This window comes from Nioella ostreopsis (genome assembly GCF_004000255.1).
In the GTDB taxonomy this organism is placed as follows: Bacteria; Pseudomonadota; Alphaproteobacteria; order Rhodobacterales; family Rhodobacteraceae; genus Nioella; species Nioella ostreopsis.
Genome location: NZ_RCIQ01000013.1, coordinates 89,540 through 111,650 on the forward strand (window position 1 = coordinate 89,540; position 22,111 = coordinate 111,650).

A 22,111-nucleotide genomic window follows, 5' to 3' on the forward strand; every position below is an offset into this window, starting at 1 on the left:
GCTATTTTGGAAACGATAGGCGCGGGGGCCGTTTCCGAAACCTCTCCCTGAATTCCTCCGCCACCTTGCCGCCCGCCCTGTTCAGGGTCGGGCGGTTTCTTTGCGGGATCAGGCCTCTTTCGGGCGCAGCGCCAGCCAGATCAGCGCGCCGCCCGCCAGCGCCAGGAAGGGGATCATCGCAAGATTTACGGAGGTCCAGCCAGCCGTGACAGACCCGCCCGCGCAGTTCATCAAGCCGCCCGAGGCCAGCGAGGCGATGGTCACGCAGCCAAAGACAATGGCGTCATTCATCCCCTGCACCCGGCCCCGTTCCTCTGGTGCATGGGCGCTTTGCAGCATCGCGGTCGCGCCGATGAAGCCGAAATTCCAGCCAAGACCCAGCAGGATGAGCGCGATATAGAAGTTTTCCAGCTCCACCCCCATCAGCGCCACACTGCCCGCACCGGCCAGGATGAAGAGGCCAAGCGCCACGATATTGGTGGTGCCGAAGCGCGCGATCAGGTGGCCGGTGAAGAAGGAGGGGATGAACATCGCCAGCACATGCGCCGACACGATATCGGCCGCCGTATCCTGTTCATACCCGCAGCCCACGACGGCCAGCGGTGTCGAGGTCATCACAAGGTTCATCAGCGCGTAAGAGACCATGGCGCAGATGATCGCCACGACGATCTTGGGGTCGCGCAACAGCTCGCCCCGCGTCCGCCCGGCCGGGTCGCCCTCGGCCCGCATCGGTGGTTTCGGGATGTCGAGGAAGAAAAACAGCAACATGCCGCCCAGATTCAGCGCAATGATGGTCAGGTAGATTCCAAGAAAGGGAATCACCGTCGCGTCATTGGTCAGTTTCACCAGCTGCGGCCCGATGATCGCCGAGGCCAGCCCGCCCGCCATGACATAGGAAATCGCCTTGGGGCGGAAGCTTTCCGACGCCGTGTCCGAGGCTGCGAAACGGTAGAACCCCTGTGCCGACATGTAGATGCCGGCCAGGTAGGACCCGACCAGGAAGATCAGGAAATTGTCCACGTAAAGCCCATAGGCCGACACCGTCGCCCCAGCCGCGCCGCCTAGCGTGCCGATGGAGAACCCAAGCTTTCGGCCGAAACGCTGCATGGTGTTCGACATCCACGGCGCAGTGGTCATCGAGCCGAACACAATGAGAGAGATCGGCAGCGTCGCAAGGCACGGATTCGGGGCCAGCATCTGCCCGGCCAGCCCGCCCACGACGAACATCATCGGCATCTGACTGCCCAGAATCGCCTGCGCGGCCACGAGGACGATCACATTGCGCCAGGCGCGTCGGTCGTCGGGGGGGGAATGAACTGCGTCAACCATGTTGAAATCGCTAGACCCGTTTTTCGACGAAGGGAAGAGGGTCAGGGCAAAATACTTGCCCTGTTAACTCATCTGAAAAAGCGGGTCAGTCAGACCGGCACGTTTTCCGCGATCATCGAGATCATCTCGAACATGACCGCGCCCGCCACCATCGCGGTGATATTGTTGGGGCTGTCCTTGGTGGGCATCAGGCAGACCACGTCGCCACCGACGATATTCAGCCCCCGCGCCGCATGAAGCAGCGCAATTGCCTCGTCGATATCGAAGCCCTTCACACCGGGTTCGATATTGGACACGGCGGGCGCCACGCTCGGGTCGAGGCAATCGAGATCGAAGGTGATGTAGACGGGCCGCCCCGCCAGCACCTCTTTCGCCTGCTCGATCACATCCGCCGCGCCCCTGCGACGGTAATCCGCCATCGTCACCACGTTGTAGCCGTAGTCATAGGAGGGTTGCAGCCAGTCCAGCGTGCGCGGATGGCCGCGCAGCCCGATCTGCATCGACCGGGTCGGATCGACCTTGCCCTGATCGGCCAGATAGGCCCCCCAATGGGCCGCCGATTTCTCGGCCCCCAGGAAATGATCGACCTTGGTGAACACATCCGTATGGGCGTCGAGATGCAGAAAGCTGATCGGCTCTCCCCCTGCGAGCTTGCCTCGCCCAAGCGCCTGCACAATGCCGCCGGTGATCGAATGATCGCCGCCAATGGATACGGGCCGTGCACCGCTTGCGTCGATTTTCGTATAGAAATCCGTGATCTGCTGGATGCAGTGTTCGTTGTCATTGGCGCGGGGGAAGGGCACGTCGCCCACATCCACGATGCGCCGCTGCCAGGGATCGACGCCAACTTCGCCATGCACCCGCCGCTGCACCGCTGACATGTTGCGCACCGCACGCGGCCCCAGATGCTGGTCGCGTTCGGTCGTGCCGTTGCCGGTGGAATGGGGCACGCCGACAAGGGCGATATCCGCCCCCTCCGGGCCTTCGTTTGGCGCGCGGAAAAAGGTGGGGATGCCCCACCAGTAGAGGTTGTTCATCATGCTGGCGTCGTGTTCTTCGGCCATATCCGGTCCCCGCTGTTGACTGCCCTCAGCGTGGCGCGGCTTTGGCCGCTTGGCAAAGCTTTTCCGACCTGAAAGGGTGCGGTCATGGTTGGACGGATCATCGAAACCCCTGATTGCGTGGCCGAAGGTGCCGCGTGGCTGGCAGTAGCAGAACCGCGCTTCGCCCATGTGCTGGAGCTCACCGGCCCCTTGCCGCTGCGCCGCCGCAAGGACGGGTTCGAAGAGCTGCTATCGGCCATCATCAGCCAACAGGTCTCGGTCGCCTCGGCCCGCGCGATCTGGGGTCGGATGCAGGATGCGGGCTTGACCGAGCCGGGCCGCATCGCATCGGCCTGCGACGACGATCTGCGCGCAGCAGGGCTTTCCCGCCAGAAGATCCGCTATGCCCGCGCGCTGTCCGGGGCTGGCATCGACTTTGCGGGCCTGCGGACCGCGCCCGATGACCAGGTCATTGCAATCCTGACGCAGGTCCCCGGAATCGGTCGCTGGACGGCCGAGGTCTACGCGATGTTCTCGCTCGGTCGCGCCGATGTCTTCGCGCCCGCCGATCTGGCCTTGCAGGAAGCGGCCCGAATCCTCTTCGATCTGCCGGAGCGGCCGAAAGAAAAACCGCTGCGCGACATGGCCGAGGCCTGGTCCCCCTGGCGCGCGGTTGCCGCTCGCGCGCTTTGGGCCTACTACCATGTCGCCAAGGACAGGGAAGGGATCAGATGACTCGCACATTAGACTTCGCAACACGGCCTGCGGCCTCCGGTCAGGCCGACAGCCTGGTGATCTTCCTGCATGGCTATGGCGCTGACGGGAACGACCTTCTGGGCCTGGCCGACCCGCTGGCCCCGCATCTGCCCAACACCGTGTTCGCGGCCCCCGACGCGCCCGAACGCTCTGCTATGAACCCGATGGGCTTTCAGTGGTTCCCGATCCCGTGGATCGACGGATCGTCGGAAGAGGCCGCGTCAGAGGGCATGGCCCGCGCCGTCGATGACCTGAACGCCTTCCTCGATCACATCATGCAAACCCAGGGCGTGCCCGCGCATCGCACGGTTCTGGTAGGCTTCTCGCAAGGCACGATGATGAGCCTGCATGTCGCCCCCCGCCGTGCCGAGCCCTTCGCGGGCGTCGTGGGCTTCTCGGGCCGCCTGCTGGAACCGGAGCTGCTGGCCGACGAGATCGTTTCCCGCCCGCCGGTTCTGCTGATCCATGGCGATCAGGATGACGTTGTGCCGCCGCAAAGCCTGCCCCAGGCCGCAGAAGCCCTGCAGGCCGCGGGCATCGACGTTTACGCCCATGTCATGCGCGGCACCGCCCATGGCATCGCCCCCGACGGGCTATCCGTGGCCCTGGCCTTCATCCGCCAGGTGCTTGGGATAGAGGACGAAGCGGAAAGTCTTTAATCCTTCTTTTTGGCCTCAATACTCCCGCCGGAGGCATCCGCCCGCGCCACAGACGCCGACACTGGAATCAGGACACTGACCCTGCAATATGTCCGTGGCAACGCGGACCGACGAGGCCTCCGGCGCAAGCCGGGGGTTGAGGAGGGCCGCCCATGGGTCGACGCCGGCAGGCGGCGAAACCGTCACGCCCGTGGATATCTGTCATACCCCCGTCATCCAACTGACTTATCACAAAAGCGCGCAACCCAAAATGTGGCGCTTGCCAGTCGGATTTTGGCAGATATAGTGGTTACATGGCTGGAGCGGGTGCTCCCGTTCTGATGCCGAAAACGGGCAGACAGGGCGAGGGCGGAGTCACTCATGGATGGCGACGGCAGTTTCAGAACGGAATTCGTAAGAGAGCCGGGAAGGCTCAACCAGCATCCCGCCTTGGTCCTGAATGCGGACTACAGGCCGCTCTCCTACTATCCCCTGTCTCTCTGGCCCTGGCAGGACGCGATCAAGGCGGTGTTTCTCGACCGGGTCGATATCGTCGCCGAATATGATGCCTTCGTCCATTCCCCCACGACCAGGATCCGCATCCCCTCAGTCGTGGTCCTGCGCGACTATGTGAAACCGCAAAAGCGCGTGGCCTTCACCCGGTTCAACCTGTTTCTGCGCGACGAGTTCTCCTGCCAGTATTGTGGCAGCAAGGGCGATCTGACCTTTGACCACGTGGTGCCGCGCGCCAGTGGCGGCATCACCTCCTGGGAAAACGTCGTTGCCGCCTGTTCGCCCTGCAATCTGCGCAAGGGGTCCAAAAGCCTGCGCCGTTCGGGTCTTTCCTTGCGCAAACCGCCCCGTCAGCCGGGGGCGGAGGAGCTGCGCAATATGGGCCGCAAGTTTCCTCCGGGTCATTTGCACGACAGCTGGCTCGATTTTCTCTATTGGGATGCCGAACTGGACGCGTAAGCTGCGCCCATGAATTGGCCCAAGAATCGAGACGACACGCCCGACCACCTGTTGGAGAGCGACCGCGCCGCGGGGTTTGAGGTGACGCCGGATTATACCCGGTTTTCCCAGATGAACGACATGTTCACCCGCGCCTTCTGGGACGACAGCGTGCGCAACAAACATAGTGACGGCTTCTTTGCCTCCTACCGGATGGAGGCCGCCCCGCGACGGGGCGAAGGATTCCAGACCCGCGATTTCGCGCTGAGGAACGCGGCCTGGCGCGTCTCCGACATGGTGTCGGATCGTCATGCCGCCGAGGGAGAACGCGAAGGCTTTCAAGCCCCGCTGCGCAGCGACACGCCCGTTGCGGCCGACAGGGCCGATCTTGGCACCCCGCAGGACGAGGCCGAAGGGATCAAACGCGTCGCAAAGCTCTTTGGTGCGGATCTGGTGGGCATCACCCATATGGACCTGCGCTGGCATTATTCCGACCGCCCCGACACCCGCGACATGACCCCGGTTGCCAATGATCTGCCCGAGGGGCTGACCCATGTCATCGTCATGGCCCATGCGATGGATTTCGACCTGGTGGAGACCTACCCGAGCGCACTGGCAGGCGCGGCGACGGGGCTTGAATACTCCCACGAGGCCGCCATCGCGATGCAGCTCTCCGCCTATATCCGCAATCTTGGCTTTCAGGCGGTGGCCAGCATGAACGACACGGCGCTGGTCATCCCCTACGCGGTGAAGGCCGGGCTTGGCGAATACGGGCGTAACCAGATGGTGCTGACGCCGGAATTTGGCCCGCGCGTCCGGTTTTCCAAGATCTTCACCGATATGCCTTTGGCCGTGGATGCCCCGAAGACCCTGGGCCTTGCCGCCTATTGCCACGGCTGCACCCAATGCGCCGACAGCTGCCCGCCCAAGGCGCTGCCCTTCGGCGCGCCGGATTTCGGAGAGGAAAAGGCGGCAGGCAGCCCGTCCACGCAACGGGGCGTGCGCAAATGGTCGGCAAATTGCGAGGCCTGCTTCGGCTACTGGGCGAAACTGAAATCCGATTGTGCGATCTGCATGCGGGTCTGCCCGTTCAATCATCGCGGCACCTGGCGGGACCGGCTCTGGCGCTGGCTGGCCCTTGGCGGGGCAGGGGCCACGGGCGTCCGGCTGGCGCGGGCCTGGCAGAAACGCCATGGTGTGCGGCCTCGCCTAAAGCCGCGTGACTGGTGGGCAAATCCCCGCTAGCCTCGCGCCAAACAGACAAGGGAGTCATCCATGGCCGATCCGTTCTTCACCCCCATCTCGGGCTTCGACCTGCCGCGTTTCGCCGGCATCCCCAGCTTCATGCGCCTGCCGCATGTGGGGCTCGATCATGCCCGCATCGGCGAGGTGGAAATCGGGCTCATTGGCGTGCCCTGGGACGCCGGCACCACCAACCGCCCAGGCCCCCGTCACGGCCCCCGTCAGCTGCGCGACATGTCCACCATGATCCGCGCCCAGAATGATGCCACCGGTATCCGCCCGTTCGAGGCAAGGAACTGCGCCGACCTCGGCGATGTCGGCCCCAACCCCGCCGACCTGATGGACAGCCTGACTCGCATCACAGCCTTCTATGACAAGGTGAAAGCCCATGGAATCAAACCCCTGACCGCAGGGGGCGACCACCTGACCACATTACCGGTCCTGCGCGCCATGGCCAAGGATGGCCCCCTTGGCATGATCCATTTCGACAGCCACACCGACCTCTTCCACAGCTATTTCGACGGGCGCATGTACACCCATGGCACCCCCTTCCGCCGGGCGGTGGAGGAGGGGCTGCTCGACCCCAAGCGGGTGGTGCAGATCGGCATTCGCGGCACGGCATACGACAGCGAGGACCGCGATTTCGCCGACAGCGTGGGCATCCGCGTGATCCCGATCGGGGAATTCCACGCGCGCGGCGTGGAGGACGTGATGGCTGAAGCGCGCGAGATCGCGGGCACGGGCGACACCTATGTCAGCTACGATATCGACTTCGTCGATCCCGCCTTCGCGCCCGGCACCGGCACGCCAGAGGTGGGTGGCCCCAACAGCTATCAGGCGTTGCAGGTGGTGCGGGAATTGCAGGGCGTCCATATCGTCGGCGCCGATCTGGTGGAGGTCTCACCGCCCTTCGATCAGTCCGGCAACACCGCCTATCTGGCCGCGTCGATCATGTTCGAACTGCTTTGCGTGATGGTCTGAGAAACAGTCCCGCGCATCGGCCCGGCTCTGCGCTTGTGCTTTCATCTTGGCAAAAATACCTCGGGGGGTGCGGGGGGCAGAGCCCCCCGCGGGTCGACGCCGTAAGGCGGCGAAATCCCTCAGGCAGAACAGCTCGCGCCGCCCAACACACAGAACTTCGCGCAATGGGGGTGGTTCAGGGCCACCTCTCGTTCCGCCTCCTCCAACGTCTCGCCCATTTCGAACGCCTCGTCATAGGCCAGCAGCGTGCAGGCCAGCACCACGGGCCGCGCAGCGCCCTTGCGTTTGACCACCATCCTTGACGACGCACACATGACGCTGTCAGGCGATTTGCCGAGGATGTCCCAGCATCCGGTTGTGATCTCGGGCACATCGACGCGCTCGTCCATTTCGGGAAACAGCACCAGCGCGCCGGGGTCGTTTGCCTCAATCGCATAGGAGCGATCTGCAAAAAGCGCGGCGAACTGCGCCCGCGCGCTGTCCTCGCGTTCCCCCCAGACCGTGCGCGCAGCGACGGCCATGGCAATGCCCTGATCGCGCAGCCAGTCCATGCCTTTCAGCGTCTTGTCAAAGCTGCCCGCGCCCCGTTCCTCATCGTGCAGCGCCTTCGACCAGTGGTCGAGCGACACGCGCAAGGTCAGCTTGCCGGGATAGGCTGCATTCAGCCGCGCCAGCCCCTCGCGCATCCGGGGCCGCATCATCGGCAACATGGCATTCGTCAGGATCAGCACCTCGTAGCCGCGCATCAACGCCGCCTCGGCCAAGCCGATCATCTCGGGGTTCATGAAGGGCTCGCCCCCCGTGAACCCGATCTCGCGCACGCCCCAGTTCCGGGCCTCCGACTGATCGAGATACGCCTCGACTTCGGCCCGGCTGATATAGACCAGCGCATCATTGGTCGGGCTCGACAGGATGTAGCAATTCGCGCATTCGATATTGCACAGCGTCCCGGTGTTGAACCACAGCGTCTGCGGGTTGCTGAGCGCAACCGTCGCGCGCGTTTCGCCATTGGCGGTCGTGGCCGGGTCCTGGAATTTCTGCGGATGTAACGTGTCTTTCATGATCTCGGCCCTTGTCTTGGTCCAAGGGCTAAGACGTTCGGGGGAAAAAGAAAACCACTCGGGCGTATATCAACACCATTGTGATCTTTCCGTGAAAGGCTGGACGTGAAAGAAATATCGGTGTAGAGCCTGCATGACAGCGCCTGATAGCGCTAACATTTTCCGGGGCGGCCCGGCTGCCGCCCCAAGCCTGAAGGATGGTTTCCATGGTTGCGCGCGTCATTCCGGTGGAGGAATTCGATCTGGTGATCTTTGGCGGCACGGGCGATCTGGCCCGGCGCAAGATCCTGCCGGGGCTCTACCGTCGCTTCTGGGCAGAACAGATGCCAGCAGGCGCGCGCATCATTGGGGCCGCCCGGACCGAGCAGGACAGTGACGCCTGGCGCGCCTTCGTGCGCGAGGCGATCGAGGAATTCGTTTCGGACCGCAAGCGGGTACCCGAAACCATCGAGGCCTTTCTGCAGTGCCTGACCTATGTGCCGATTGACGCCATGGGCACCGGTGGCTGGTCGGACCTGCGGGACCAGATGCGTCCCGATGTGGTTCAGGCGTTCTATTTTTCTGTCGCTCCCAGCCTGTTTGGCCCCATTGCCGAGCGGCTGAAAGACAACGGTATTGCCCGCGACGACGCGCGGATCGTGGTGGAAAAGCCCTTTGGCCGCGATCTGGACACGGCGAAGGCGCTCAATGCCACGCTCGCCGCCCATTTCAACGAGGCGCAGATTTACCGGATCGACCATTATCTGGGTAAGGAAACCGTCCAGAACCTGATGGCGGTGCGCTTTGCCAATATGCTCTTCGAGCCGCTGTGGAACGCGCAATATGTGGACCATGTGCAGATCACCGTGGCCGAAACCGTAGGCGTCGGCGGGCGTGGATCCTACTATGACAAATCGGGCGCGATGCGCGACATGGTGCAGAACCACCTGATGCAGCTTCTGTGTCTGACCGCGATGGAACCGCCCGCGCATTTCGAACCCAATGCGGTGCGGGATGAGAAACTCAAGGTGATCCGGGCGCTTGATCCGGTCAAACCCGATGACATCGTGCGCGGCCAGTACAAGGCAGGCAAGGACGGGGCCAGCTATCGCGACGACGCGGAAAACAGCGTCAGCCTGACCGAAAGCTTCGTCGCCATGAAGGTCCATATCTCCAACTGGCGCTGGAACGGCACGCCCTTCTATCTGCGCACCGGCAAGCGCATGACCGCGCGCATGTCCGAGATCGTGGTGCATTTCAAGGAACCGCCCCACAACATCTTCACCGAGGCCGCCGATCCGCGCAGCAATATCCTGACCATCCGCCTGCAACCGGATGAAGGCATCGACCTGCGCATGACCATCAAGGAACCGGGGCCGGGCGGCATGCGCCTGGTCGAGGTGCCCATGGACATGACCTTCGCCGAGGCGCTTGGGCCGGAAGCCGCCGATGTGCCCGACGCTTATGAACGGCTGATCATGGATGTGATCCGGGGCAATCAGACCCTGTTCATGCGTGGCGACGAGGTCGAGGCCGCCTGGGCCTGGACGGATCCGATCATTGCTGGATGGTCGGGCCGTGAAGATGTACCCTTGCCCTACGACGCCGGGTCGGCAGGGCCGGAGGATGCGCTTATCCTGCTCTACCGCGATGGCCGCAGATGGAGGGAGATTTCCGCATGAACCTGGTTGAGTACCCCGACAGCGACATGATGATGCTGGACTTGGCCGATACGCTGGCCAGCGAACTGGCCGACCATCTGCGCCGCGACAAGGCTGTCAGCTTCTGCGTTCCGGGCGGCAGCACGCCGGGTCCGGTCTTTGATGTTCTGAGCGAACAGGCACTGGATTGGGACCGGGTGACCGTGTTCCTGTCCGATGAACGGTGGGTGCCTTCGGACAACCCGCGTTCCAACACCCGGCTGATCATGGAACGGCTTCTGATCTCCAAGGCGCGGCGGGCACATTTCGTGCCGCTCTATGCTGCGGCCCATACGCCCGAGGATTATGTGGAGGAACTGGCGAAGGGGTTGGAGCCTCACCTGCCGATCACGCTCCTGCTGCTTGGAATGGGCACGGATATGCACACCGCGTCTCTCTTTCCCGGTGCCGACCGGTTGGCCGATGCGCTGGACGATCATGCGCCTGTGCTGGTTCCCATGCGCGGCGGTGGCGCGCCGGAGGCGCGGGTGACGCTTTCGGCACGGGTGTTGGCGGCGGCGATGTCGACTCATATCGTGATCACTGGCGACGAAAAACGCGCCGCGCTGGAAAAGGCGCAACATCTGTCGGTGGAGGAGGCCCCGGTGCGCGCTGTTCTGAACGGTGCGACCGTGCATTGGGCGCCTTAACAACGCCTTGTAACCCATTGATATATTGTCAAGAAGGGAATCGCCCATGTCGATCTGGGACGATCTGAAAGCACATCACGCAGCCAAGTCGGGCCGCAGCATCGCAGACCTTTTCGCCGCCGATCCTGAGCGGTTTGAAAGCTACAGCCGTGCGGCGGACGGGATGCTTTTCGACTTCTCCAAGACCACGATCGACGCGGGCGCTCTGTCGCTGCTGATCGAACTGGCCCGGCAGGCCAAGGTCGAGGACCGGCGCGAGGCGATGTTCACCGGTGAGAAGATCAATGAAACCGAAGGCCGGGCCGTGCTGCACACCGCGCTCCGCGCACCGGGCGGCGTGGTCGAGGTGGATGGGCAAAACGTCATTCCCGGCGTGTTGGAGACCCGCGCGCGGATGGAGGCGTTTGCCACCGCCGTGCGCTCGTCAGAGATTGCCGGGCAGGGCGGGGCCTACACGGATGTTGTGAATATCGGCATCGGCGGCTCGGACCTCGGCCCGGTCATGGGTACGCTGGCGCTGGCGCCCTATCACGACGGGCCGCGTCTGCACTACGTGTCGAACGTCGATGGCGCGCATATCCACGACACGCTGAAAGGGCTCGATCCCACGCGGACGCTGGTCATTGTAGCGTCGAAAACCTTCACCACCATCGAGACCATGACCAACGCCGAAACCGCGCGGGACTGGATGGCGGGGGCGGTGAATACTCCGGCCGACCAGTTTGTGGCGCTCTCCACGGCGGCAGATCTGACCGCCGATTTCGGCATTGCGCCTGACCGGGTCTTCGGCTTCGAGGACTGGGTTGGCGGGCGCTATTCCATGTGGGGGCCCATCGGCCTTGGCATGATGCTGGCCGTGGGGCCGGAGGATTTCGGGCAGTTCCTTGCCGGTGGCCACGCGATGGACAGCCATTTCCGGCAGGCCGATCTGGCCGACAACCTGCCGGTGCTGCTGGCGCTCGTGGGGATCTGGCACAACCAGGTGCAGGGCCACGCCACCCGCGCCGTGCTGCCCTATGACCAGCGGCTATTGCGTCTGCCCGCCTATCTGCAACAGCTGGAAATGGAGAGCAACGGCAAGCGCGTCTCGATGGATGGCGCGGATCTGGAGATGAATTCCGGCCCCGTGGTCTGGGGGGAGCCCGGCACCAACGGTCAGCATGCGTTCTACCAGCTGATCCATCAGGGCACCCGCGCGGTGCCGTGCGAATTTATCGTGGCCTCCGAGGGGCATGAGCCCGATCTGGCCCATCACCACCGGCTGCTGGTCGCCAACTGCCTGGCGCAATCCGAGGCGCTGATGCGGGGCAGGTCACTGGAGGAAGCGACCGCGATCATGGCCGCCAAGGGCCTGACGGGGGCGGAGCTCGACCGCCAGGCGCGCCACCGGGTTTTCCCCGGCAACCGGCCCTCGACGACGCTGATCTATCCGAAACTGACGCCCTTCGTTCTGGGCCAGATCATCGCGCTCTATGAACACCGCGTGTTTGTTGAGGGTGTGATCCTCGGCATCAACAGCTACGACCAATGGGGCGTGGAACTGGGCAAGGAACTCGCCAAGGCCCTGGAACCGGTTCTGACGGGCGCGTCGGATGGCGCGGGCAAGGATGGCTCAACCCTCGGGCTGGTGGCCTATGCACAGGCGCACGGTCTGAGCTGATCCCAACAAAAAAGCGCCCCGACTGTGGGGCGCTTTTTTGGAGCGGGTAGCGGGAATCGAACCCGCACCTTAAGCTTGGGAAGCTCGCATGATACCATTTCACCATACCCGCGCTCTGGAGGCTGGAGGTAATCCGGGGCCGGGGGACAGTCAAGGCCCGTCGGGCCATTTCCCCCGCAGATTTTGCGGCCGGTAGAAGGGCCAACGCGCCATGCGCTCGGTGACGCTGCCGTCGATCTCGTGGTCTTCGGGGATGAAGCGCGGTTCTTCCAGTGGCAGATACCATTTCCAGAACACCGGCAGACGCCCCGGCCAGCGGCGGCGCTTGATGGATTTGGGCAGGATTTCAAGCGGATACCACCAGACGGACATGCTGTCATGGATCTCGGCCATGGCATCGGGGCGCGCATACGGGGTGCCGTCGAGCGCGCTGGCCTTGGGATTTGCCCCTTCAAAATGGACCTTGCGCCGCTTGGGGTTCAGCTTCAGCCCCGGCGGTGGCAGGGGCAGGCTGCGGTCGGGATCGGGGGGCGCCTTTGTGCGGTCTTCGCGGTCGGCGGCGATCTCCTGACGTTCCAGTTCATCCAGCATCCACAGAAGTGTCAGCTTGCCGATGCCGGACTCCCGTTCCCTTGGGCTGCCGCCGATGTCGGAGTGATATCCCGGAAACCAGCGCTGGCGCACATATTGCTGGCGCTTCATGCTGTCGTGGCGGAAGCGGTTGCCGAAATAGGGCTCCCGCTGCTCCCAAAGCAGCGGGCGGAACATCGAGCGGCGTTCATCCACCGCCAGCGCATGCAACACGATGCGGACGGAGGGGTTGGACAGGACATTGGCATGGACCCTGAGTTCCATGGGGCTGTAATTCGTCACCAGCGAGTGCAGGGGCCGTTCGAAGCCGACCATGGAGCTGACTGTGTCGAAGAGGCACAGCGCCCGAATGGGCACGCTTTGATCGGGTTTCAGCGTGTCTTCATAGCGGCGCAGCTGGCGGAAGGTGACGGAATGGGGCAGGTCGCGCTCATGGTCCGACACGGCGCGATAGGCGCGGAAGGCACCGGTCACCAGATGCAGCTTGTCGGGCTCGATCAGGCCGAAATTATGGATAAACCCCGCCAGAATCCGCGCGGCATAAGCGCCACGGGAAAAGCCGAAGATGTAGATATGGTCCTTCTGCGCCTCGGGGCGGGTTGCCTTACCGGGTACCCCAAGCTGCTTTTTCAGGCCCTGCTCATAGCTCCAGTCCCTGTTCTTCTGTGCGGTGCTTTTATAGGTCCGGCAGAGGAAGCGATAGGCGTCGAGCACGTCATCCTCCAGCCCCAGACCGAAGGCGAGCCCGGCGACAGACCGCGCCTTCTGCCGCCATTTCCAGTCAAAAAGCCGGGGTTCGTCGAAGGTGCCGACACCCGGAACGTAATGGGTGATCTGGTCATCGTCGCACCGCAATGCGTTGTAAAGCTTGATGATATTCGTTTGGAAATCACCGACTTCGTTGCCGGTTCCGTCAAAGCAGATGACAATCTTGCGGGCTTTCATGACGTCGGGCCTCGTGACTTGAACATGCGTTCAGTGTGACGGACCCGCGCTGCAACGCAAGTCGGGATAACCCTAGTCCAGCACCCCAGGCCGTTCGGCAAAGCCCTTGTAGTCGGCGCTTTTATCCGCGTCAGTCAGCGGGTCTTCCGGCGCATAGGCGAAATCCACCCCGGCACCTTCCACCAGCCGATTAAAAAGATTGAACAGGGCGCAGACCTGTACCGCGTGGTAGAGCGCGTCTTCGGACCAGCCCGCATTTGTCACAGCCGCGACATCGGCGGGCGTCAGGCGGCTCGGCAGGGTGTTCAGCTTGGCCACATAGGCCAGCAGCGGGCGCAGTTTCGGGTCAACTGGCGCGGTGTCAGGGTCGTCCAGCAGCGCGTTAATGAGGCCCGGTTCGATGCCAAGCGCCTCCGCATAGATCTGGTGCGATCCATGGCAGAAGGCGCAGGCATTGAGGCCCGAGACATAGGCCGCGATCAGCTCGCATTCCGCTTGTGAAAGGGGTGCGCCTGCCTTCATGACGCCATCCACATGCAAAAGCAGCGGCCCCGCATGGGCCGGGTGACGGGTCAGCAGGTCCGACAGGCGGGCAGGGCTGGGAAGGCTGGGGAATAGCGGCATGGGCGGGCTCCGGTTCAGGCTACCCGCCCACGCTAACAAGGATCAGCCCCGGCGTCGCCTGCGGCGGCCACCGCCTTCACCGCCATCGGGTCCGGCAGCGCCGAAATGCACCTTGGGCAGATCCACGACGCTGTTGAGGATGGGGAAGGGCTCCACGGCGTTTGGAATGGCCGAGGCGTTGACGAAATGCTCCTGGAACTTTGGCTCCACCGCGGTTTCGATCTTGTGGATCTGCCGCACGACGGTTTCGATCCGCCCCCGCGCCTCGCGTGAACAGAGCGCAATCCGCGCCCCGTGACCCGCCGCGTTGCCTGCGCTGGTCACCTTGTCGAGCGGCGCATCCGGGATCATGCCCAGAACCATCGCGTGTTTCGGGCTGATATGGGCCCCGAAGGCCCCTGCCAGCGTGACCCGGTCGACGGTCTCTACGCCCATTTCATCCATCAGCAGCTTGGCCCCGGCATAAAGCGCCGATTTCGCCAGCTGGATCGCGCGGATATCGCCTTGCGTGACGGTGATGCGCGGCCCGCCCTCGGCGCTGCCATCGTGGATCAGATAGACATGGGTCCGCCCCTCTGCCTCGCACCGCGGCGTTCCCACCTGCTCGGCCGAACCGATCAGGCCCGAGGCGTCGAGTATGCCCGCAAGGCGCATCTCGGCCACCGCCTCGATAATGCCGGAGCCGCAGATGCCGGTCACGCCAGTCGCCGCGCTCGCCTCGGCGAAACCGGGATCGTCGGACCACAGATCGCAGCCGATGATGCGGAAGCGCGGTTCCTTGGTGACGGGGTCGATCTCCAGCCGTTCGATCGCGCCGGGGGCAGCCCGCTGGCCGGAACTGATCTGCGCGCCCTCGAAGGCGGGCCCGGTGGGCGAGGAACAGGCCAGAACCTTGTGCTTGTTGCCCAGAAGGATCTCGGCGTTGGTGCCCACATCGACGACCAGTATCAGATCTTCCGATTTGTTGGGTTCCTCCGACAGCGCAACGGCAGCCGCATCGGCCCCCACGTGTCCTGCGATGCAGGGCAGGACGTAGACCTGCGCCTCGGTGTTGAGCGCGGTGAGGTCCAGATCGCGGGCGGGCAGGGTCAGCGACGAGGAGGTCGCCAGCGCAAAGGGTGCCTGGCCCAGTTCCACCGGGTCGATACCCAGCAGCAGGTGGTGCATCACCGGGTTGCAGACGAAGACAGTTTCCATGATGAGCGTGGGCTCGATCCCGCCCTCGGCGGCGATTTCCCCGGCCAGCGTGTTGATCGCCTCGCGCACCGCATTGGTCATTTCGACGTCGCCGCCGGGGTTCATCATCGCATAGCTGACCCGGCTCATCAGGTCCTCGCCGAAGCGGATTTGAGGGTTCATCAGACCGGAGGAGGCAAGCACCCGCCCGTCGCTGAGGTCGCACAAATGCGCCGCGATGGTGGTGGAGCCAAGGTCGATGGCAAGCCCGTAGATGCCGCCCTCATGCAGGCCCGGCCAGATGTCGAGGATGCGAAACCCGTCCGCCCCCTGCGCCTGATGCAGCGCCACGGTGACCTGCCACTTGCCCTTGCGCAGCACCGGTTGCAGCTTGCGCATGAGGGGAAGGCCCGCACGGACATTCTCGATCTGCCACTGGTCTTTCAGCGCCTTGCACAGCCGTTCGAAATCGCCCGAGGGCTCGTGCATGTCAGGCTCTTCCACCTCGACAAAGACCAGACGCGTGGCGGGGTCCATGACGATGGCCCGATCAGAGGCCGCCTTGCGCACCACCTGCCTGTGAACCTGGCTTTCGGCGGGCACATCAATGACGATATCGCCCTGCACCGTGGCCTGACAGCCGAGGCGACGCCCTTTCTTGAGACCCCGGACGCGGTCATAGCGGGCCTCGACCGCGTTCCATTCCGACAGGGCGCCTTCGCTGACGGTGACCCCGTGCTTGGGAAAATCGCCATAGGACGGTGAGACCTGGCATTTGGAGCAGATCCCCCGCCCACCACAGACGGAATCAAGGTCCACACCCAGTTTGCGGGCTGCGGTCAGAATGGGGGTGCCAACGGGGAACCGGCCCCGTTTGCCAGAGGGGGTGAAGATCACGAGAGGAGTATCAGACATGCGCGCGCCTTTCCTTTGCGGTTGTTTTAACGCGTTGGCGGACAAGAGAAAGGAGCGAAACGTCAATTTCCTGCCGGCTTGCGGCATGATGGGGGAATTCGTCTCAGGCAGGCAGCCAAGGCATCAACCCGCTGTTTCCCGCGAACCACATGAACAGGGGAAATGGCAGGATGGCCAAGGATATCGTGGGAAGGGTGATGCGGGGCGTGAAGACGCCACTCATTCCGGCCATGAGGCATATTCCTCCGCCCCCGCCAATGAGCCCGGACCCCGGCATGTTGATCAGCATGGCAAGGCCAACATAGCGGTAGCGCAGGGCAAAGCGCGCATGTTTGCGGGGCAGTGAGCGTTGCAACTCTCGCACCCGCTGCGCGGGGCCGAGGGGGGCCAGCCTGTCCACAAGGGTAGCCGCCCTGAGCAGATGCAGATCGAGAAAGAGCCGCCTGAGCGAGCGGATCGGCACAAGCCGTCCGGCGAGAAAGGCCAGCGACAGGCCGCCCAATGTGGCGAGATAAATGGGCAGAGCGAATTCAGGGCCGCGCAGGACCAGAAGCGCAATGGCTATTTCGATGCCAGGCACAAAGGGCAGGGCGATCAACAGGGCATAGGTGATGAATATCGCAAGAAGAATCAGGCGCTCGGCACGTGCTTCGGATCGCGCCGGCAGGCCCTCGGCCCAGGTCAGCGCATAGTCGATGACATAGTGCGACAAGACCACAATGCCGATCAGTACGACCAGTTTGACCGCAAGGCGCGGGAGCGACTCGCGCCAGCTTGGCGGTGCGGCACCGATCTCTGGAGGTGAAGTCATTCTGCGGCCTGATGAAGTGCTCGGGCCCCGTAGGTAGGGTGTTTTGTGCCGGGAAAGAAGATTTTTCTGGAAAAATCTTCAGCATCCAACGAAGAATTTTCCAGAAAATTCTTCGGGGCTATTGGAAAAATCTTCTGGAAGATTTTTCTCAGCAGACGATCCGAATGTCACCACGGTCACAGATGATCAGAAATTGCTCGCCTGCTTCAACAAGGTGGAAACCACGCCGCCGCACTTCAAGTTCAAGCCTGGATCGGCCGACCTTCCTGTCCACATCCAGCTTGTTCCGGCGTATCACGCCACCTTGTGTCGCGGCTTTGGCGGAAAAGATCTGGTGAAGCCAGATGTCGTTGCGATGAAGGGGGCGAAGATAGCTCATGCAGCCACCTTCGCCCGATTCAGGTTAACAGGCGATTAAGCGCGGCGACGTCCGCCACGGCGGCCACCGCGGCCTCCACCGGCTGCCATCGCGGCTGCCGCGGCCTCGGGGAAGGGGGTGCCTTCCTTGGTGGCGTCCAGGACCTTCGCGAAATTGATCCACTTGCCGCCATTGGGGTCGTGGTTCATCAGGAAGTTGGCGGCGTTGATCGCCTCCATCTCGACCGGGCGCACCGGGTTCATGATCGCCGAGGTCATGCCCGCGCCGATGGCCATCGGCAGGAAGGCTGCGTTGATGCCATGGCGGTTGGGCAGGCCGAAGCTGATATTCGACGCGCCGCAGGTGGTGTTCACACCCAATTCCTCGCGCAGCTTGCGCACCAGGGCAAAGACCTGCTGGCCGGCGGTGGCCATGGCGCCCACGGGCATCACCAGCGGGTCGACCACGATGTCATGGGCCGGAATGCCGAAGTCGGCGGCGCGTTCAACGATCTTCTTGGCCACGGCGAAGCGTACTTCGGGGTCTTCCGAAATGCCTGTATCGTCGTTCGAGATCGCAACAACCGGCACGTTGTATTTCTTGACCAGCGGCAGAACCAGTTCCAGCCGGTCTTCCTCGCCGGTGACGGAGTTCAGCAGCGGACGGCCCTCGGCCGCGGCAAGGCCCGCCTCCAGCGCGCCGGGCACCGAGCTGTCGATGCAGAGAGGCACGTCCACCAGCCCTTGCACCAGTTCGATCATCCGGCGCATCAGCGGCGGCTCGGTCTCGTTGGGGTTGGGGTTGGAGTTGTAGACAACGCCTGCGTTCACGTCGAGCACCATGGCCCCGCAGGCGACCTGCTCCAGCGCGTCCTTTTCCACGGTCGAGAAATCGCCCGCTTCCAGTTCCGCGGCCAGTTTCTTGCGGCCGGTGGGGTTGATGCGTTCGCCGATCACGCAGAACGGTTCGTCAAAGCCGATGACGACGGTCTTGGATTTGGATTCGAGGACGGTACGGGTCATTGGCTCTTTCTCAGTTCTGGTTTGCGGGGGTGCCGGAAGCACCGCCATTGGCGATGGCCCACTGGGCATTGGTCTTGATGCCTCCGAGCGGGAAGAAGTGGACCTTCTCGATATTGAAGTCGGGGTTGGCGGCCTTGTGGGCGGCCAGTTCGTTCAGGATCTCATGCGGCTCGAAGGGCATCAGCAGCTTGGTGACGTCCTTGGCACGCTTCTGCAGCACCTTCAACGACGGGCCGACGCCGCAGGCGATGGCGAACTTGATCAGGGTCTGCAGTTTCGCGGGGCCGGCGATGCCGATATGGATCGGCAGCTTGATGCCTTCAGCGGACAGGCGGTTCGCCCATTCGATGACGGGACCGGCTTCAAACGCGAATTGCGTGGCCAGCGCCATCTGCGCATCGGTGCGATCCGAGAAGGCCTGTTTCCAGCGCAGCGCCTCCATCACCACTGCGTCGCCGCCCTTGGGGTCGATGTCGCGGTTGCCCTCGGGGTGACCGGCAACGTGCAGCCGCTGAAAGCCCGCCTTGTCGAAGAGCCCGGTTTCCATCAGCTGCATCGAGCTGTGGAAGTCGCCATGGGGCTTTTCCACACCACCAGCGAGCAGCAGCGCCTGTTTCACGTCCGCCTCGCCCTGATACATGGCGATCCAGTTTTCCAGCGTCGCGGCATCCTTGATGATGCGGGCCGGGAAATGGGGCATCGCGTCATAGCCTTCGGCCTTGAGCCGCTTGGCGGTGGCCACCATGTCCTCGATCGGCGTGCCCTCGATATGGGCGATATAGACGCGGGTGCCTGTCGGCAGCAGGTCGCGGAAGTTTTCCACCTTTTCGGCGGTGCGCGGCATCACCTCGATGGAGTAGCCCTGCAGGAAGGCCTCAAGCGCGGCGGGATTGCCTGCGGGGGCCGCCGGAGCGGCGGAGGAGCGGAATTTGAGCAGGGCCATCAGTTTCTCCAAGAACGAGGATGGTGGGGCGTTGGTCATTCGGCAGGGGCTGCGGCATAGCCGTCATTGGCGATCAGCTGCTTGAGCTTGTCGGCGTCGTATTCGGCATCGATGGCTGCGGCTTGAGCATTTGCGACCTCCTGCGGGTCTCCTTCGACCTCGAAGGGCTCTGCCTTGCGAAAGCCGGACATGTAGGCGTCATCATCCTTGGCGCCCACCTTCATTGCGGCCCGGTCGATGGCCTGTTCGAACCGTTCCGGCAACGGTGCCTTGGCACCCCGACGACCTTTTCCGACAATGACCTGGGCGGGCATGTCGCGCCAGTAGACGATGGTGACAGCTGGCATGAGGCGTGATTCCTTCCTGATAGGGCTGCGCGGTGTTTTGCAGCAATCTAGGGCTTGGTCGGTCATTCGCCCGTCTTGTTTTCGACCTCGTATCGCGCCCCTGCGACGCGCTGTCCGATCAATAGGCGGCATGAGCCTGATCGGCCAGAGCGGGAGAGACCCTAAATTCTCATGAAGATGATGAGCCAGTGCGCAGAGCAGCGCAGACCCATTGTGCGATTGCAGTCGACGCGGTAGCGTGAGGGGAAGCGATGCGAAGGAGAGGGGTCATGGGCCGCCGCCGCCCCCGCCGGGGCAAGCCGAAACAACACGATGCCATTGCCGGGCAGGAGTCTGCGCCTGCGCGCATTGCCCCGGTTCCACCGCCCCCCGTCGCCTCACCACAGCCGCTGCGCCCCGATCCTGCCGATCTCTATGCGGCACTCGATCTGGGAACCAATTCCTGCCGGATGCTGATCGCGCAGCCCAAGGGCAACCAGCTGCATGTGGTCGACAGTTTTTCCAAATCCGTCCAGCTGGGGCTGGGGCTGGAGGCGTCCGGACGCCTGTCGCGGCAATCCATGGCCCGCACGGTCGCGGCGCTGAAAATCTGCAAGAAGAAGCTTCAGCGCCACGATGTGAAGCGGATGCGCCTGGTGGCGACCGAGGCCTGCCGCAGGGCGACCAATGCGGGCGAATTCATTTCGGTCGTGCAGCGTGAAACGGGGCTGGATCTGGAGATCATCCAGCCAGAGGAAGAGGCGCGGCTGGCGGTGGTGGCCTGTGCGCCGCTGGTGTCTACCCGGACGGAACAGTTGCTGGTTGTCGATATCGGCGGCGGGTCTACCGAACTGGTCTGGATCGACCTCAGCCGGGTGCCACGTGTCGAACGGCCCCGCGCCATCATGCGGCTGCATCAGGGCTTCGACCACACCGAGACGATCTTTCCCAAAGCGAAGGTCGTGGACTGGATCTCGATCCCGCTTGGGGTGGCAACGCTGAAGGATCTCTACCGCGACGTGACCGACGATGGCGCGCGGTTCGCGCTGATGAGCTGGTATTTCGAAGAACAGCTGGCGGAGTTCTCGCCCTACGTGGATGCCGCCGATCAGGCGCGCGAGGGATTCCAGATCATCGGGACCAGCGGCACGGTGACCACGGTTGCGGCCTCGCATCTGGGCCTCAGGCGCTATGACCGCAACAAGGTGGACGGGTTGCGCATGACCTCGGACCAGATCGACTCGGTCATCCAGGACTACCTGTCGCTCGGCCCGACCGGCCGCCGCCGCGACCCGCGGATCGGGCGCGACCGGCATTCGCTGATCATGTCGGGGTCGGCCATACTTCAGGCGCTTCTGCGCGCCTGGCCCACCGACCGGCTGAGTGTGGCGGACCGGGGACTGCGTGAAGGGCTGCTCTATGCGCAGATGTCGTCCGATGGCGTGCTGGAGGACGGGCCGTTCTGAGACCTGGGCGGTTTCGCCGCCTGACGGCGTCGACCCGGGGGCGAGCCTCCTCACCCTCCCTTGCGGGAGGGATCGTCGGCCCGCTTGGGGGTTCCACCCCCAAACCCCCGAGGTATTTTTGCCAAGATGAAAGGGGCGAGGGCTTTCTTCGGGCGTGACGGCCCTGTATGGGGAGGCGTTGGAAAGGCGACGACAATGGCAAAGAACATAAGCGGGCGCGGGCAACGCGATCTGAGGGTCAAGGTCAAGACGGCGCGGGGGCGGAAGCTGTCCTCGACGCTGTGGCTGGAGCGTCAGCTGAACGACCCATATGTGCAGCGCGCCAAGCGCGAGGGCTATCGTGGTCGCGCGGCCTTCAAGATCCTGGAACTCGATGACAAGTTTCGCTTCCTCGTGCCCGGCGCGCGCGTGGTGGACCTGGGCTGTGCGCCGGGCGGCTGGTGCCAGGTGGCGGTGCAGCGCGTCAATGCGCTTGGCGAGAAATCCGGCAAGAAGGTGGGCACCATTCTGGGCATAGACCTGCAGGAGGTGGAGCCGATCGCGGGCTGCGAGATCCACCAGCTCGATTTCATGGAGGATGATGCGGACGAGAAGGTGAAGACCTGGCTTGGCGGCAAGGCCGATGTGGTGATGAGCGATATGGCGGCGTCAGCCTCGGGGCACAAGCAGACCGACCATCTGAGGATCATCGCTCTCTGCGAAGCGGCGGCCTATTTCGCCTTCGACGTTCTGGAAGAGGGTGGCACCTTCGTGGCCAAGGTGCTGGCCGGAGGCGCGGAAGGCGATTTGCAGCAGATGCTGAAGCAGAAATTCACCAAGGTTGCCAATGTGAAACCGGGGGCGAGCCGGTCGGACTCGTCCGAGAAATTCGTGGTGGCCACCGGCTTTCGGGGCTAGGCCCCGCGCCAATCCGTCCCAGCCACCGGAATTGGGGCTTTCCCTTT

General features: G+C 63.6%; 21 protein-coding genes and 1 tRNA gene. 10 read left to right on the forward strand and 12 right to left on the reverse strand.

Features of this window, described 5'->3' with window-relative positions; translation table 11 throughout:
• Nucleotides 1-108: 108 nt before the first annotated feature.
• Both EP237_RS14280 and EP237_RS14285 read right to left on the reverse strand, forming a co-directional pair.
• Entirely contained in the window at nucleotides 109-1,329 is a 1,221-nt protein-coding gene (locus tag EP237_RS14280) for an MFS transporter (protein WP_127561581.1), read from the reverse strand.
• Between the two features lie 89 nt (nucleotides 1,330-1,418).
• Entirely contained in the window at nucleotides 1,419-2,393 is a 975-nt protein-coding gene (locus tag EP237_RS14285) for an arginase family protein (protein WP_127561582.1), read from the reverse strand.
• Between the two features lie 84 nt (nucleotides 2,394-2,477).
• Here EP237_RS14285 and EP237_RS14290 point away from each other — a divergent pair, with 84 nt between their 5' ends.
• The 5 genes from EP237_RS14290 to speB all read left to right on the forward strand — a co-directional run bounded on the left by EP237_RS14290 (nucleotide 2,478) and on the right by speB (nucleotide 6,940).
• Nucleotides 2,478-3,107 carry a DNA-3-methyladenine glycosylase family protein gene (locus tag EP237_RS14290; protein ID WP_127561583.1) on the forward strand — a complete coding sequence of 210 codons (630 nt, stop codon included), beginning with the start codon at nucleotides 2,478-2,480 and terminating at the stop codon, nucleotides 3,105-3,107.
• Nucleotides 3,104-3,787 carry an alpha/beta hydrolase gene (locus tag EP237_RS14295; RefSeq protein WP_127561584.1) on the forward strand — a complete coding sequence of 228 codons (684 nt, stop codon included), beginning with the start codon at nucleotides 3,104-3,106 and terminating at the stop codon, nucleotides 3,785-3,787. Before EP237_RS14290 ends, EP237_RS14295 begins: the two co-directional genes overlap by 4 nt.
• 360 nt (nucleotides 3,788-4,147) lie before the next feature.
• The gene (locus EP237_RS14300; RefSeq protein WP_127561585.1) at nucleotides 4,148-4,738 is read left to right on the forward strand and encodes an HNH endonuclease; all 591 of its coding nucleotides are present in this window, start codon (nucleotides 4,148-4,150) and stop codon (nucleotides 4,736-4,738) included.
• A 9-nt stretch (nucleotides 4,739-4,747) separates the two neighbouring features.
• Nucleotides 4,748-5,962, forward strand: a complete 1,215-nt coding sequence (locus tag EP237_RS14305; RefSeq protein WP_127561586.1) for a reductive dehalogenase domain-containing protein — start codon at nucleotides 4,748-4,750, stop codon at nucleotides 5,960-5,962.
• A gap of 30 nt (nucleotides 5,963-5,992) precedes the next feature.
• On the forward strand, nucleotides 5,993-6,940 hold the full coding sequence (speB, locus tag EP237_RS14310; RefSeq protein WP_127561587.1) for an agmatinase: 948 nt from the start codon (nucleotides 5,993-5,995) through the stop codon (nucleotides 6,938-6,940).
• Between the two features lie 119 nt (nucleotides 6,941-7,059).
• On the opposite strand, the gene EP237_RS14315 is transcribed toward speB, so the two are convergent.
• Nucleotides 7,060-8,001: a radical SAM protein gene (locus EP237_RS14315; RefSeq protein ID WP_127561588.1), complete on the reverse strand. Its 942-nt coding sequence runs from the start codon at nucleotides 7,999-8,001 to the stop codon at nucleotides 7,060-7,062.
• Nucleotides 8,002-8,207: 206 nt separating this feature from the next.
• Here EP237_RS14315 and zwf point away from each other — a divergent pair, with 206 nt between their 5' ends.
• From zwf to pgi, 3 genes are read left to right on the forward strand one after another with little or no spacing between them, the layout of a single operon-like run.
• Nucleotides 8,208-9,662 (forward strand): glucose-6-phosphate dehydrogenase, encoded by a 1,455-nt coding sequence (gene zwf, locus EP237_RS14320; protein WP_127561589.1) that lies wholly within the window; start codon nucleotides 8,208-8,210, stop codon nucleotides 9,660-9,662.
• Nucleotides 9,659-10,330 (forward strand): 6-phosphogluconolactonase, encoded by a 672-nt coding sequence (pgl, locus tag EP237_RS14325; RefSeq protein WP_127561590.1) that lies wholly within the window; start codon nucleotides 9,659-9,661, stop codon nucleotides 10,328-10,330. The genes zwf and pgl overlap by 4 nt, the downstream gene beginning before the upstream one ends.
• A gap of 46 nt (nucleotides 10,331-10,376) precedes the next feature.
• Nucleotides 10,377-11,990 carry a glucose-6-phosphate isomerase gene (gene pgi / locus EP237_RS14330; protein WP_127561591.1) on the forward strand — a complete coding sequence of 538 codons (1,614 nt, stop codon included), beginning with the start codon at nucleotides 10,377-10,379 and terminating at the stop codon, nucleotides 11,988-11,990.
• A gap of 38 nt (nucleotides 11,991-12,028) precedes the next feature.
• Here pgi and EP237_RS14335 read toward each other — a convergent pair.
• The 9 genes from EP237_RS14335 to EP237_RS14375 form a co-directional block, all read right to left on the reverse strand.
• Nucleotides 12,029-12,102 (reverse strand) — tRNA-Gly (locus tag EP237_RS14335).
• 38 nt (nucleotides 12,103-12,140) lie between these two features.
• Nucleotides 12,141-13,526 carry a T6SS phospholipase effector Tle1-like catalytic domain-containing protein gene (locus EP237_RS14340; protein WP_127561592.1) on the reverse strand — a complete coding sequence of 462 codons (1,386 nt, stop codon included), beginning with the start codon at nucleotides 13,524-13,526 and terminating at the stop codon, nucleotides 12,141-12,143.
• 72 nt (nucleotides 13,527-13,598) lie between these two features.
• A complete protein-coding gene (locus EP237_RS14345; protein WP_127561593.1) occupies nucleotides 13,599-14,150 on the reverse strand; it encodes a carboxymuconolactone decarboxylase family protein in 552 nt (183 codons plus the stop codon).
• Between the two features lie 42 nt (nucleotides 14,151-14,192).
• Nucleotides 14,193-16,241, reverse strand: a complete 2,049-nt coding sequence (locus EP237_RS14350) for an ASKHA domain-containing protein (protein WP_127561594.1) — start codon at nucleotides 16,239-16,241, stop codon at nucleotides 14,193-14,195.
• Nucleotides 16,242-16,344: 103 nt separating this feature from the next.
• Nucleotides 16,345-17,052 carry a hypothetical protein gene (locus EP237_RS14355; RefSeq protein WP_127561595.1) on the reverse strand — a complete coding sequence of 236 codons (708 nt, stop codon included), beginning with the start codon at nucleotides 17,050-17,052 and terminating at the stop codon, nucleotides 16,345-16,347.
• Nucleotides 17,053-17,200: 148 nt separating this feature from the next.
• Entirely contained in the window at nucleotides 17,201-17,431 is a 231-nt protein-coding gene (locus EP237_RS14360) for an N-(5'-phosphoribosyl)anthranilate isomerase (RefSeq protein ID WP_127561596.1), read from the reverse strand.
• A 35-nt stretch (nucleotides 17,432-17,466) separates the two neighbouring features.
• Nucleotides 17,467-18,432, reverse strand: coding sequence for a methyltetrahydrofolate cobalamin methyltransferase (locus EP237_RS14365; RefSeq protein ID WP_127561597.1), 966 nt, complete (start codon nucleotides 18,430-18,432; stop codon nucleotides 17,467-17,469).
• Nucleotides 18,433-18,442: 10 nt separating this feature from the next.
• Nucleotides 18,443-19,375, reverse strand: coding sequence for a methylenetetrahydrofolate reductase (locus EP237_RS14370; RefSeq protein WP_127561598.1), 933 nt, complete (start codon nucleotides 19,373-19,375; stop codon nucleotides 18,443-18,445).
• 35 nt (nucleotides 19,376-19,410) lie between these two features.
• Entirely contained in the window at nucleotides 19,411-19,722 is a 312-nt protein-coding gene (locus EP237_RS14375; RefSeq protein WP_127561599.1) for a virulence factor, read from the reverse strand.
• A gap of 269 nt (nucleotides 19,723-19,991) precedes the next feature.
• Here EP237_RS14375 and EP237_RS14380 point away from each other — a divergent pair, with 269 nt between their 5' ends.
• Entirely contained in the window at nucleotides 19,992-21,167 is a 1,176-nt protein-coding gene (locus tag EP237_RS14380) for a Ppx/GppA phosphatase family protein (protein WP_127561600.1), read from the forward strand.
• A 195-nt stretch (nucleotides 21,168-21,362) separates the two neighbouring features.
• Entirely contained in the window at nucleotides 21,363-22,064 is a 702-nt protein-coding gene (locus EP237_RS14385; RefSeq protein ID WP_127561601.1) for an RlmE family RNA methyltransferase, read from the forward strand.
• Nucleotides 22,065-22,111 lie beyond the last annotated feature (47 nt).

What these genes read in the sequence shown, in the direction of transcription:
- zwf (WP_127561589.1), top strand. Translation starts at nt 8,208, where the DNA reads ATGGTTGCGCGCGTCATTCCGGTGGAGGAATTCGATCTGGTGATCTTT.
- EP237_RS14355 (WP_127561595.1), bottom strand. Translation starts at nt 17,052, where the DNA reads ATGACTTCACCTCCAGAGATCGGTGCCGCACCGCCAAGCTGGCGCGAG.
- EP237_RS14300 (WP_127561585.1), top strand. Translation starts at nt 4,148, where the DNA reads ATGGATGGCGACGGCAGTTTCAGAACGGAATTCGTAAGAGAGCCGGGA.
- EP237_RS14340 (WP_127561592.1), bottom strand. Translation starts at nt 13,526, where the DNA reads ATGAAAGCCCGCAAGATTGTCATCTGCTTTGACGGAACCGGCAACGAA.
- speB (WP_127561587.1), top strand. Translation starts at nt 5,993, where the DNA reads ATGGCCGATCCGTTCTTCACCCCCATCTCGGGCTTCGACCTGCCGCGT.
- EP237_RS14315 (WP_127561588.1), bottom strand. Translation starts at nt 8,001, where the DNA reads ATGAAAGACACGTTACATCCGCAGAAATTCCAGGACCCGGCCACGACC.
- EP237_RS14305 (WP_127561586.1), top strand. Translation starts at nt 4,748, where the DNA reads ATGAATTGGCCCAAGAATCGAGACGACACGCCCGACCACCTGTTGGAG.
- EP237_RS14290 (WP_127561583.1), top strand. Translation starts at nt 2,478, where the DNA reads ATGGTTGGACGGATCATCGAAACCCCTGATTGCGTGGCCGAAGGTGCC.
- EP237_RS14380 (WP_127561600.1), top strand. Translation starts at nt 19,992, where the DNA reads ATGGGCCGCCGCCGCCCCCGCCGGGGCAAGCCGAAACAACACGATGCC.
- EP237_RS14375 (WP_127561599.1), bottom strand. Translation starts at nt 19,722, where the DNA reads ATGCCAGCTGTCACCATCGTCTACTGGCGCGACATGCCCGCCCAGGTC.
- EP237_RS14295 (WP_127561584.1), top strand. Translation starts at nt 3,104, where the DNA reads ATGACTCGCACATTAGACTTCGCAACACGGCCTGCGGCCTCCGGTCAG.
- EP237_RS14285 (WP_127561582.1), bottom strand. Translation starts at nt 2,393, where the DNA reads ATGGCCGAAGAACACGACGCCAGCATGATGAACAACCTCTACTGGTGG.
- EP237_RS14350 (WP_127561594.1), bottom strand. Translation starts at nt 16,241, where the DNA reads ATGTCTGATACTCCTCTCGTGATCTTCACCCCCTCTGGCAAACGGGGC.
- EP237_RS14370 (WP_127561598.1), bottom strand. Translation starts at nt 19,375, where the DNA reads ATGGCCCTGCTCAAATTCCGCTCCTCCGCCGCTCCGGCGGCCCCCGCA.
- pgl (WP_127561590.1), top strand. Translation starts at nt 9,659, where the DNA reads ATGAACCTGGTTGAGTACCCCGACAGCGACATGATGATGCTGGACTTG.
- EP237_RS14280 (WP_127561581.1), bottom strand. Translation starts at nt 1,329, where the DNA reads ATGGTTGACGCAGTTCATTCCCCCCCCGACGACCGACGCGCCTGGCGC.
- EP237_RS14385 (WP_127561601.1), top strand. Translation starts at nt 21,363, where the DNA reads ATGGCAAAGAACATAAGCGGGCGCGGGCAACGCGATCTGAGGGTCAAG.
- EP237_RS14360 (WP_127561596.1), bottom strand. Translation starts at nt 17,431, where the DNA reads ATGAGCTATCTTCGCCCCCTTCATCGCAACGACATCTGGCTTCACCAG.
- EP237_RS14365 (WP_127561597.1), bottom strand. Translation starts at nt 18,432, where the DNA reads ATGACCCGTACCGTCCTCGAATCCAAATCCAAGACCGTCGTCATCGGC.
- EP237_RS14345 (WP_127561593.1), bottom strand. Translation starts at nt 14,150, where the DNA reads ATGCCGCTATTCCCCAGCCTTCCCAGCCCTGCCCGCCTGTCGGACCTG.
- pgi (WP_127561591.1), top strand. Translation starts at nt 10,377, where the DNA reads ATGTCGATCTGGGACGATCTGAAAGCACATCACGCAGCCAAGTCGGGC.